This window comes from Natrialba aegyptia DSM 13077, assembly GCF_000337535.1.
GTDB classification, from domain to species: Archaea; Halobacteriota; Halobacteria; order Halobacteriales; family Natrialbaceae; genus Natrialba; species Natrialba aegyptia.
On the sequence record NZ_AOIP01000052.1, the window covers coordinates 17,462 to 27,924 of the forward strand.

General features: G+C 62.8%; 12 protein-coding genes and 1 pseudogene. 9 read left to right on the forward strand and 4 right to left on the reverse strand.

Features of this window, described 5'->3' with window-relative positions; all coding sequences use genetic code 11:
• Positions 1 to 49: 49 nt before the first annotated feature.
• The gene (locus tag C480_RS18420; RefSeq protein WP_006667142.1) at positions 50 to 1,222 is read left to right on the forward strand and encodes an inorganic phosphate transporter; all 1,173 of its coding nucleotides are present in this window, start codon (positions 50 to 52) and stop codon (positions 1,220 to 1,222) included.
• A 93-nt stretch (positions 1,223 to 1,315) separates the two neighbouring features.
• On the opposite strand, the gene C480_RS18425 is transcribed toward C480_RS18420, so the two are convergent.
• Positions 1,316 to 1,660: a thiol-disulfide oxidoreductase DCC family protein gene (locus C480_RS18425; RefSeq protein WP_006667143.1), complete on the reverse strand. Its 345-nt coding sequence runs from the start codon at positions 1,658 to 1,660 to the stop codon at positions 1,316 to 1,318.
• Positions 1,661 to 1,752: 92 nt separating this feature from the next.
• Between C480_RS18425 and C480_RS18430 the strand changes: the two genes are divergently transcribed.
• A complete protein-coding gene (locus C480_RS18430) occupies positions 1,753 to 2,025 on the forward strand; it encodes a hypothetical protein (RefSeq protein ID WP_006667144.1) in 273 nt (90 codons plus the stop codon).
• Between the two features lie 41 nt (positions 2,026 to 2,066).
• On the opposite strand, the gene C480_RS18435 is transcribed toward C480_RS18430, so the two are convergent.
• Both C480_RS18435 and trxA read right to left on the reverse strand, forming a co-directional pair.
• Positions 2,067 to 2,606 (reverse strand): DUF1684 domain-containing protein, encoded by a 540-nt coding sequence (locus C480_RS18435; RefSeq protein WP_006667145.1) that lies wholly within the window; start codon positions 2,604 to 2,606, stop codon positions 2,067 to 2,069.
• A gap of 116 nt (positions 2,607 to 2,722) precedes the next feature.
• On the reverse strand, positions 2,723 to 3,163 hold the full coding sequence (gene trxA, locus C480_RS18440; RefSeq protein ID WP_049903979.1) for a thioredoxin: 441 nt from the start codon (positions 3,161 to 3,163) through the stop codon (positions 2,723 to 2,725).
• 528 nt (positions 3,164 to 3,691) lie between these two features.
• Here trxA and C480_RS18445 point away from each other — a divergent pair.
• The gene (locus C480_RS18445; RefSeq protein WP_006667147.1) at positions 3,692 to 3,973 is read left to right on the forward strand and encodes a DUF1641 domain-containing protein; all 282 of its coding nucleotides are present in this window, start codon (positions 3,692 to 3,694) and stop codon (positions 3,971 to 3,973) included.
• Positions 3,974 to 4,720: 747 nt separating this feature from the next.
• On the opposite strand, the gene C480_RS18450 is transcribed toward C480_RS18445, so the two are convergent.
• Complete coding sequence (locus C480_RS18450) at positions 4,721 to 5,566, reverse strand: universal stress protein (RefSeq protein ID WP_006667148.1); 846 nt, start codon at positions 5,564 to 5,566, stop codon at positions 4,721 to 4,723.
• A 364-nt stretch (positions 5,567 to 5,930) separates the two neighbouring features.
• Here C480_RS18450 and C480_RS23915 point away from each other — a divergent pair, with 364 nt between their 5' ends.
• From C480_RS23915 to C480_RS18475, 6 genes and pseudogenes are all read left to right on the forward strand, one after another.
• Positions 5,931 to 6,077, forward strand: coding sequence for a DUF7512 family protein (locus C480_RS23915; RefSeq protein WP_006667149.1), 147 nt, complete (start codon positions 5,931 to 5,933; stop codon positions 6,075 to 6,077).
• Positions 6,078 to 7,115 carry a sulfite exporter TauE/SafE family protein gene (locus C480_RS18455; RefSeq protein WP_006667150.1) on the forward strand — a complete coding sequence of 346 codons (1,038 nt, stop codon included), beginning with the start codon at positions 6,078 to 6,080 and terminating at the stop codon, positions 7,113 to 7,115. It begins immediately after the preceding gene.
• A 103-nt stretch (positions 7,116 to 7,218) separates the two neighbouring features.
• The gene (locus C480_RS18460) at positions 7,219 to 7,623 is read left to right on the forward strand and encodes a helix-turn-helix domain-containing protein (protein WP_006667151.1); all 405 of its coding nucleotides are present in this window, start codon (positions 7,219 to 7,221) and stop codon (positions 7,621 to 7,623) included.
• 178 nt (positions 7,624 to 7,801) lie between these two features.
• Entirely contained in the window at positions 7,802 to 8,935 is a 1,134-nt protein-coding gene (locus C480_RS18465; protein WP_006667152.1) for an MBL fold metallo-hydrolase, read from the forward strand.
• 127 nt (positions 8,936 to 9,062) lie between these two features.
• Positions 9,063 to 10,007 (forward strand): ZIP family metal transporter, encoded by a 945-nt coding sequence (locus tag C480_RS18470; protein ID WP_006667153.1) that lies wholly within the window; start codon positions 9,063 to 9,065, stop codon positions 10,005 to 10,007.
• Between the two features lie 79 nt (positions 10,008 to 10,086).
• Positions 10,087 to 10,437 (forward strand): annotated as a pseudogene (locus C480_RS18475) (FAD-dependent oxidoreductase); the annotation flags it as partial.
• Positions 10,438 to 10,463 lie beyond the last annotated feature (26 nt).

Below are 10,463 nucleotides of genomic sequence, written 5' to 3' on the forward strand. Positions count from 1 at the left end.
GTTCGAATTTCGTGTTTCGAAAGCTGAAACGGAGGATTTTCGTACACTGATGGAACCCACAACGATACTCCTGTTCGCAGCGGCCGCGGTCGCGAGCCTCTTCATGGCGTGGGTCATCGGCGCCGGCTCGAGCGGCGCGACCCCGTTCGCCCCGGCCGTCGGTGCGAACGCTATTTCCACAATGCGTGCGGCGTTTTTCGTCGGCATTCTCGGCTTCGCTGGCGCGGTGACACAGGGCGGAAGTGTCTCCGAAGCCGTCGGCAGCGGCCTCGTCGACGGAATCAGCCTCCCTGTCAGCGGCGTCATCGTCGTCCTACTGATCGGCGCCGGGCTGATGGCGATCGGGATCTACACGGGATATCCGATCGCGACTGCGTTCACCGTGACCGGGTCGGTCGTCGGCGTCGGCCTCGCGCTCGGCGGCGATCCGGCCTGGGGGAAGTACGCCGAAATCGGCGCAGTCTGGGTCCTCACGCCGTTCGTCGGTGGGGGCATCGCATACGGTATCGCGAGTGTTCTTCCGCGACCGGACGTTCCCGAGGACGTCAGCGTTCCGCTCCTCGCCGGACTCGTCGGCACGGTCGTCGCGAACCTCGAGTTCGCGTTCCTCGCGTCGGCCGGCGGAACGCTCGCCGCCGCCGGCGCCACCGCGATTCCGTTCGACGGTACCGCCGCCACGGTCGCAGTCTCGCTGGGTTTCGGAGCCGTCGCTGCGGCCGTCGTCCGCTGGGACGTCAGTCGCGACGAGGCCGGCGGTCTGCGCCGGTTCCTCCTCTCGCTGGGCGCGCTCGTGGCGTTCTCGGCGGGCGCGAGTCAGGTCGGTCTGGCCGTCGGACCGCTGTTCCCGCTACTCGAGGACCTGCCGACGGTGTCGCCAATTGCGGTCCTGCTCGGCGGCGGCGTCGGAATCCTCGTCGGCTCGTGGACGAGTGCCCCGCGAATGATCAAGTCGATCTCCCAGGAGTACGCGTCGCTGGGGCCGCGCCGCTCGATTGCGACGCTCGTCCCCTCGTTTCTCATCGCACAGACCGCAGTCCTGCTCGGGGTACCGGTCTCGTTCAACGAGATCATCGTGAGCGCGATCGTCGGTAGCGGACTCGCGGTCACTGGTGGAGACGGCGTCAGTCCCCAAAAGCTGCGATTCACCGTCGCCGCCTGGGTCGGATCGTTCATACTCGCGTTCGGTCTCGGCTACGGGTCGATGCTTCTTCTGGACCTCTGAAGCTGCAGGATGCGTTCGGCCCTTTTTCGATCACCGTCCGTTTTCGATTGAATCTCGGTCGGAATAGCGGGTTGCCTATACGCTTTCGAGAAGCTACGGTAGCAATCGGCCGATCGACGGCCGGTTCGACGCGACGACGCGATAGACGAACTCGCGGACGGGTGCATATCCAGGAACGCGACGAAACAGCGGAAAAAACTGCGATGGCAGAAGGCCGGTCCGTTCGTAGGCGCGTTCCATCGCTGCCCCACAGGAGTAGGTCGTCTCGTCGGTAACCAGATGCGCACACGCCTCGTAGTCGAGCGGCAAGCGCGCTCGCAGGTCGTCCGTGAGTTCCGAAAAGCCGACGATGTCAATCGCCGCGCGGCGGTCCACGAACCGCGCTGCACGAGTACAGACCCCGCAATCGTCGTCGTAGACGAGCGTCGGTGGTGACATTCTCGAGCCGAAGGCGTGGATACCGATGAGGTTCTCAAGCCACTAAACTCTCAACCCCAACGACTACCCTTACGCTTCTCGTTTGGGTTCTCATGCCATCGGAGTCGGCCGACGTTCGCGTGTGGCTGGTCGAGCGCGATTACGACAATCGAGACCTCATCATCCTCACCTATGCGACTCCCGACGGAACTCGAACCTTCCGAAAGGAACTCGCAGCGCAGGCGGTCGACCTGGACACGGTCACTGCCGCAAAGGACGTCGCTCCCGATGATCTCGCGACCGTCGAGGACCCAGACGTCCGCGACCGGTACGCCGACGAAGCAGCGCGAATGGCGGACGAACACGACCCAGCAGACACGATCTAACTCCAGGGACGAACCGGTCGTCCCGTGTGGTCGAACGGAACTCAGTGATATGCCTTTTCGCCGGCCTCGATCGGGACCTCGAGCCAGTTTTCCGTCGGCGGGAGCGGGCACTCGTACCGATCCGAGTACGCGCACGTCGGATTGTAGGCCTCGTTGAAGTCGAGGATCCAGTTTCCGTCGTTCGTACGGTGGGCGTCGTCCTCGAGGTCGAGGTACCGACCGGCGCCGTAGGTCTCGTCGCCGCTGGTCGCGTCCCGGAACGGGACCCAGAGCCGTTCGTCGTCCGGATCTCCCTTGTAGGCCTGCAGCGCGACGTCTTCGCCGTCGACGGTGAACCGGAACTCGCCCCACCGAAGGTACTCCCGCTCGCCGTCGGTGCTCGTCCCCACGGTGACCGGTTCGGTGTCGTCGTACTCGTGCAGCGGCAGTTCGAACCGGTAGTCCTCGTCGATCGGGTAGTACTCGAGGCCGTCGAACGACTCGCGCTCGTCCGGCGGAATCGGCGAGTGCGGATCGCCGCCGAAGTACCGGTCTTTCTCCTCGCGTTGCGTTTCGATCGCGCGTCTCCAGTCAGTGGACATAATTGAATTGAAAGCGGTCGCGGTGTGGTCACGGCACAGTCACGCCGTCGGTCCATCCCAGGACAACCGGTCGCGGCCGAGTCCCGCCGCTCGGCGTGAGTACGGAACTCGAGGTGTTACGCGTGTTGCTCAATCAGGCCCTGCAGCGTCCCGTGGTCCTGGGCACCGACCATGCGCTCGACCGGCTGGCCGTCGGCGTAGAGTACCAGCGTAGGGACCCCACGGGCGCCCAGTTGCTGGGCGATTCGCTGGTGTCGATCGACGTCAACCTTCGCGACCGCAGCGTCGGTCTCCGCGGCGAGCGCTTCGATCGTCGGCTCCATCATCTGACAGGGGCCACACCAGTCAGCGTAGCAGTCCACGAGGACGAGGTCATGCTCCGTGACGACTTCGTCGAGGTGACTCTGGCCCGTGATCGCGATCGGCTCGTCGGGTGCGTCGCTCGCCTCGACGGCGTCAGCTGCGTCGAGGCTCCCACCGTTCTCGAGGCGTTCCTGCAGCTCTCGCTTCTTCCGTTCGCGGATCCTTTGTCGTTCGTCGTCGATGGACTCGCTCATGGTCGACGGTACGGTCTCCATGACCATAATGATTTTGTGTATTTAGGACAATATTGGGGCGGCAAAGCGTCTGGGGTTCCTCGCCGCGGCGACGTGACCAACTGGTCGATGCTCGCGGTGGCCGTCCCGAGCAGCCCCGAACGGAGTGGGATACTCCTCCTCCTCCCGATATGAATCCTATTGGGGACGGTTGCCCAATCCGATCGATCACTACGGATCCGTTACGGCCCGGTTCGGTGAGCGGGAACCCGCTCGAGGCCGGTCGCCTGAATATATATTTATCACCTATTCGTGCACAAATGGTTTTCGATAGTGGGATTAATATACAATACTACTCTCCGAGTGTGATCGAACGATGACCGATCCACACGAAACGATCGGACGGCATGCGAGCCGAGCGACGGGCTGGCGACGCCCGAGGCCGCGCGACTCGGCGAGGCGACCGGCGAGAACGCCGACGATCTGGCCGACGCGATCGAGGGACTCGCCCGCCTGCAGCGGTCGGGGACGCTCGACGACCTGCTAGCGATGGCGGACCTGCTCGCACCTGCCTCAAACGCGATGGACGACGACATGGTTACGGGCCTCGCGTCGACCGGAACGCGCCTCGGCGAGGTGGCCAACACCGCGACCGACGACGACGTGGCCCGAACAAACGAGTCGCTGCTCGAGGCAGTCGGTGAGGCCGGTTCCGAACCGACGGAACCCGTCGGTCCGATTGGCGTCGCGAGGGCGCTGCGCGATCCGGACGTCAAAACCGGGATGGGATTTCTGCTCTCGCTCGCGAAGACGATGGGCAAGACGATCTGATCCCCGGCTGATTGGTCGTATAGTTCCAGTGAGGGAATTTCGCCGAAGGACACGATCACATCTGCTCCTAACCGAACTTTTGTGCTGCGGGCCGGCGAAGCTGGCTCGCGACAAAATATTTAAACCGTACACATCCATCTCCTCTGCGTCGGGTGTTACAATGGTTGTAGATATGTCTGGGCTAAGGGATTTGTCGCGGAAAATGCTTCGTAGGGAAGAGTTTTGGAAGTTATCTGTCCTCAGATGTCGTCCCTTAAAGCATCCATGCAAAGGGCAGGCTAATGACTATGTCGTTGACTACCAAACTCCCATCTGACCTGCCTTCCGTGCGGTCCCATGATTCGAAGGCAGGTCTCACCCCTCTCGAAGGGTATGAACAGACCCACAATACCCTTCACTTTGGTTGCTCTTTCAGTAACCGGAAATAATATCGGGTTGTTATAAATAATCCTATGTAAGCGGCGACGTCGCTTTGTGTCGATATCGGACACTCGTCAATACGGTCAACGACGGATATTTCCGCGGGAATTCGTCGACGAACATATCCTTGAGTCGGTAAAGGCGTCGTACGACGATCACACGCATTCTCGACGAACCCCGACTCTTCGAGGTCGTGAGAGCCGATGGGATGATAGGTGAGTATTCCGACCTTGATCGATTCCTCGAGACGGCGACGCGATGCGAGACGGATGGTTCTCAAATCCACTTCAAGTCGGATCCGATTGGCTATGTCGATTCGCTGCTAGGTCACACCGTCCGGTCTGGTGGAGCGAGCATGACGTTTCCGTTCGCCCGCGCAACGACGTCTTCGGAGACGCTCCCGAGCAACAGTCGACGGAGCCGGCTGTGTCCACGCGAGCCGATGAGAATTGTCGTCGGTTCGTACTCGTTCTCGGCGGCGAGGATTTCGTCCGCCGGATCGCCCTGCCGGACTGCGGTCCGCGTCTCGATCTCCCAGTCCTCAAGCTTGGTCGCCAACTCCGCCAGTCGCGCTTCGGGGTCAGCGCCCGCTGGAAGCGCCGGATCCTTCGCCGTTTCAACGTGGACCAGCGTCACCTCCCGCGTCGCGTGACGGAGGTACGAGAACGCCTCGAAGGCTCGTTCGGCGTTCTCTGAGAAGTCCGTCGCGAACAGCATCCGCCGAAACAAGTGTTCGCGGACGACGGATGGCTTATCCGCTCCGCGTTCGATCCGGTTGACCAGCAGTGGGACGACCGTCGTCCGCGCGAGGTTGCGTGCAGTCGATCCGATAACGCGGTTCTCGAGCGGACTCTTTCCCCGCGAGCCGACGACCGTGAGGCTGGCGCCGACCGCTTCGGCGACCCCGTTGATGCGCCGGTGGGGCGTGCCGCGGACCACGTGCGCCTCGACGTCGAAGCCCGCGTCTTCGATGACGCGGCGGTATCGCTCGAGCGCCCGCTCGCGTCGCTCCTCGAAGTCGAGGCCGGGCATACCCGCGTGAACGTTCGACGGGATCACGGTCACGAGGTGGATCTCTTCGACGCCGATCCGGCCGAGGCATTCGAGACAGGTCTCGCTCTCGATCGTCGCCTCGCTGGCGGCGGAGAGGTCGGTCGCACAGATCGCTTTCATACGACTCGTAGGGCCGATGGCATGATATTGTTTCCGGTTACCAATACTGTTACCGGCCGATCGGTTGCGGACAGTGCGGACTGCGACCCGGACACCGGCGACCGTCAGCCGGGAAGACGTCACCAGAGTGATCGTTAGAACCGCTCGAGGCGAGCGCCCCGACCGCGCGCGAACTCTGCAGACGCCTCGCCGCCCGAACCGAATATCCTCGTAAGTTATTCGAATATCTTCGTAGGATAGCCGTGAGATTGATTGCAGTAATATTGTGTGCTATTCCCAAAAGCGTTATAGCCGTCCTCCGGGTAGACGATACCGAGCAGAAACCCATGAGATACACACAACCGAACGGTGGTGGTCGATCGCGATGATCGACTTCACCGCATCTTCGTCAGCAGTACAGTCAGGCGCCCTCGTCGGCGCCGTCCTCCTCGAGGCGGTCGTCCTCTACGTCGGGTACGGCGCACTCGAGCGAGTCGCAACGCCAATCGTCGAGAAAATCACACGCGCATAGATGGAGCCATTCGGAATCGCACTGACGACGCTGGCACTGTTCGTGAGCTTCGGCTTCATGGTCGGCGTGCTGTTCGGCTTCTTCGGGATGGGCGGCTCGTTCCTCGTCACGCCCGCGTTACTCGTGATGGGGTATCCCGCCAGAGTCGCCGTCGGGAGCGGCATGGCCTTCGTGTTCGGGACGGCCACGATCGCGACGTTGAAACACCGCGACCTCGGTCAGGTCGACTACAAACTCGGCGGGTTAATGATCGTCGGGACGACGAGCGGCATCGAGGTGGGTAGTCGAGTGGTGTACTACCTCGAGGAACTGGGACTCGCCAGCGGTGCCATCGGCGTCACGTACGTCGTCCTGTTGGGTGCGGTCGGGCTGTTCGTCACCCGAAACGCGCTCGTAAACGACGATGGAGACGATTCGGATGACAACCACCACGAGTCCGACGAGGAGTTCGACCCGGACGCGATTCCACCCCTCGCGAAGCGGATTCAGTCCTACCGCATCCCGCCGATGATGACGGTCGCCGGCGGAATCCAGGTCTCGCTCTGGTTGATACTGGCCGTCGCGTTCGCCACGGGTCTGCTGTCGGGCTTCCTGGGTGTCGGTGGTGGTTTCATCAAGATGCCCGCGATGGTCTACCTCATCGGTGTCCCGGTTCCCGTCGCGGTCGGGACCGACCTCTTTGAGATCGTCTTCTCGGGTGGATTCGGCGCGTTCACCTACGGGCTCAACGGCGGCGTCGACCTCTCGATCGTCGCGCCGCTGCTTGTGGGGAGCGCGCTCGGCGCCCGGATCGGATCGGCCGCGACCAGCGTCGTCGACGAAGACGATATCAAGATCTACTTTGGACTGATGCTGGTCGGTGGCTCGATCGCCGTTGCGTTCCGTCAGGCGGGCGACTACCTCGGGATGGACGCACTGAATACGGTCAGCTTCGCGCTGATCCTGCTCTCGGCGTTCATGGTCAGCGGGGCCGTGATCTACAGCACGATCAGAACGATGCGCGCGGAGGCCAGGGCGTCCGCACCGTCAGCGGACTGAGAACGCCCTACGCCGCTCGCTGGGCCCCGCTCGCGGCTCATTGAGATTGTACAATATTCACACAACCCTTATACCGGTGCAGTCCCTACCGGATAGTAGTACAATGGCTAATTCGATGGCGGAGCAACTACAGCAGGACATGGAGTGTGAAGGGCTGCTGGAGTGTATCCACGGGCTCAAGCAACTCGACAAGGACTGTTTCCGCGTGATGGTCGAGAGCGAGGAAGCGCTGACGATCGACGAGGTCGCCGACCAAGTCGACCGCGAGCGCTCGACTGCGTACCGATCGATCCAGCGATTGCTCCAGAGCGGCTTCATCCAGAAGGAGCAGATCAACTACGAGCAGGGCGGCTACTACCACGTCTACTACCCGACGGATCCGACTCAGATCGCGAACGACATGCAGCGGATGTTAAACGACTGGTACGCGAAGATGGGCCAGCTCATCCAGGAGTTCGAGGACAAGTACGAACACGCCGAGGCCGGCACCGAAGTCCCCGCCCAGTAACGGTTCGGACGTCGGTAACCTCGAGGTGACTCTCGCGTCTCTACTCCGGAATACGTTTCGACAGCGCTCCCGTTTCAGCGTCTCTTCTCACGTCCATCCCTCAGTTCCAACGGGAACATTAATCGGCGCACAGTCCGGCAACGAACTTAAGAGATAGTATCGTGTATAATTGGGTGTTATGAGCAATATCGACTTGAGTCCGGCGGAGGTCGCACGGCGCATCGACGAAGACGATGCGTCGAACCTCTTCGTCCTCGACGTCAGGAACGAGGACGACTACGAGGAGTGGCGGATCGACGGGAGCACGAACGTCCCGATCTACAACGAACTGCTGGAGTACGACTACTCCACGCTCGAGGAGCACCTCGACGAACTCCCGAAGGATACGGAGATCGCGGTCGTCTGCGTTGCCGGTATCACGTCCGCGCGAGCGGCGGAGTTCCTCCGCGAACACGGGTTCGACGCGAGATCGATCGACGACGGCATGAATGGCTGGGGTCGCGTCCACCGCCAGTACGATCTCGAGGACGCAGACGGCGTCGAAGGGGTCGTACAGGTCGTCCGTCCCGGGACGGGCTGTGTCTCGTATCTCACCCACGACGGCGAGGCGGCCGTCGTCGTCGACCCGAGTCAGTACATCGATCAGTACCTAAACGTGGCCGACGAGCGCGACCTCGAGATCGTCGGCGTCGCGGACAGCCACGCTCACGCCGACCACGTCTCGGGCGCCCGCCGACTCGCCGGCGAACTCGACGTCCCGTACTACCTCCACGGGGACGACGCCGGCGACCTCGAGAACGTCACGACACTCGAGGACGGCGAGACGATTCCCGTCGGCGACCGCGACCTCGAGGTGCTCCACACGCCGGGACACACCCCAGGCAGCGTCTCGTTCCGGTTCGGTGACGCGCTCCTCTCCGGAGACACGCTGTTCCTCCGCAGCGTCGGCCGTCCCGACCTCGAGGACGGCGATGAGGAGGCCATCCGGGAGGCCTCGAGTCAGCTCTTCGACAGCCTCGAGCGGCTGACGGACCTCGCGGACGAGACCGTCGTCCTTCCGGGCCACTTCAGCGACGAATCGGTCCGCCCGCTCGCGACCGAACTCGGTGAACTTCGGGAGGAGACGACCAACGAACTCCTGAGTTACGTCGAGGACGGCGACGAGAGCGCGTTCGTCGAGACCATCGTCGAGAGCCTCGCAGACGAACCGGCCAACTACAACGAGATCAAGCAGATCAACTGGGGCAAGGAGCAGCCGGACGCCGACGTCGAGGCGCTCGAGCTGGGCCCGAACAACTGCGCTGCCAACTAACGTCGTCGATACCGACGGGGCGCACAGCAGGCGACTTCAAACGCTCTCGATCGCGTTCGCTTTATGCTAGCCGAAATATATTCCCAGTTTTAAAAAGATACTTTGGTGCCATGCTCATACGATAAGTATGTCACTCGCGGAAAACCTCGTCATCGTGTTGGTCGCGGGATTGATCACCGCGCTGGCGACGGGAATCGGCGCATTGCCGTTCTTCTTCGTCGAGGACTTCAGCGACCGATGGAACGTGGGGCTGTGGGGGATCGCGTCGGGAATTATGGTGACGGTCTCCGTGCTCGGCCTCGTCGACGAGGGGCTTGCGTACGCCTCGAGCGGGTTTCCGACGCTGATGGTCGGCGGCCTGTTCGCGGGCGTCGCGCTGGTCGAGGTCTCCGACAGAGTGCTCGGTCGCGTCGATCTCGGCGGGAGCGCGGATCACCGACGCGAACGCGACCGCGACGATGAGCACGAACACGGTCGCGAGGCGACCGAACTCGACGAGGTACGGGCCAACGGCGCCGGTCACGGATACGGGCACGGCCACGACGGTCCGCCGATCGAGGCGGCGGCGTTCGCCGAGGGAGACCTGAAGAAACTCGTCCTCATTCTCGGCATCCTCACGGTCCACAGCTTTCCCGAGGGCGTGGCGGTCGGCGTCTCGTTCGCCGAACTCGGACTGGGGGGCGGCGTGTCGATACTCGGGGTTTCGATTCCGCTGCTCGCGGTGTTCATGACGATCGCCATCTCGATCCACAACGTCCCGGAAGGGACCGCCATCGCCATTCCGATGCGGGCGATGGGGCTGTCTAACTGGCGGATGGTCGGGGCGGCGGTCTTCTCGAGTCTCCCCCAACCCATCGGTGCGGTCATCGCGTTCGCGTTCGTCTCGTGGGCCGAGGCGTTCCTGCCGTTCGGCTTCGGATTCGCCGCCGGCGCGATGGTTTACCTCGTCGCGACGGAGTTCATCCCCGAGGCGCTGGAGACCGGCGCGGACTTGCCCAATCGCGGGCGCCGCGAGCTTCTCGTCGGATTCGCCGCAGGCGCCGTGGCGATGTTGCCCGTCGTGCTCGTCTGAACCGTCTTTTCCGCTCTCATCGACGACGAATCGATTCGTCGGTGCGGGTTTAATCGGATTGGCCGTGGATGATCGACGCATGGACGCAGGCACTGCGGAATTCGACTTCCTCGTTATCGGCTCGGGATCGGGACTCGACGTGGCGAGCGCTCTCGCGAACCGCGGCCAATCGGTCGCGGTCGTCGAGAAGGGGCCGCTCGGTGGGACCTGTCTCAACCGCGGCTGTATTCCGTCGAAACAACTGCTGTACCACGCGGAGGTGATGGAGACCCTCGAGCGCGCAGACGAGTTCGGCATCCACGCCGACGTGACCGGCGTCGACTTCGCCGACATCGTTCGCGAGGTGAACGACGACGTCTCGAGCAGTTCCGACTCGATCCACCACGGGTTACGCACGTCGGGTCAGCACACGCTGCTCGAAGGGGAGGGCCCTGTCTCTTATACCCATCTCTGATG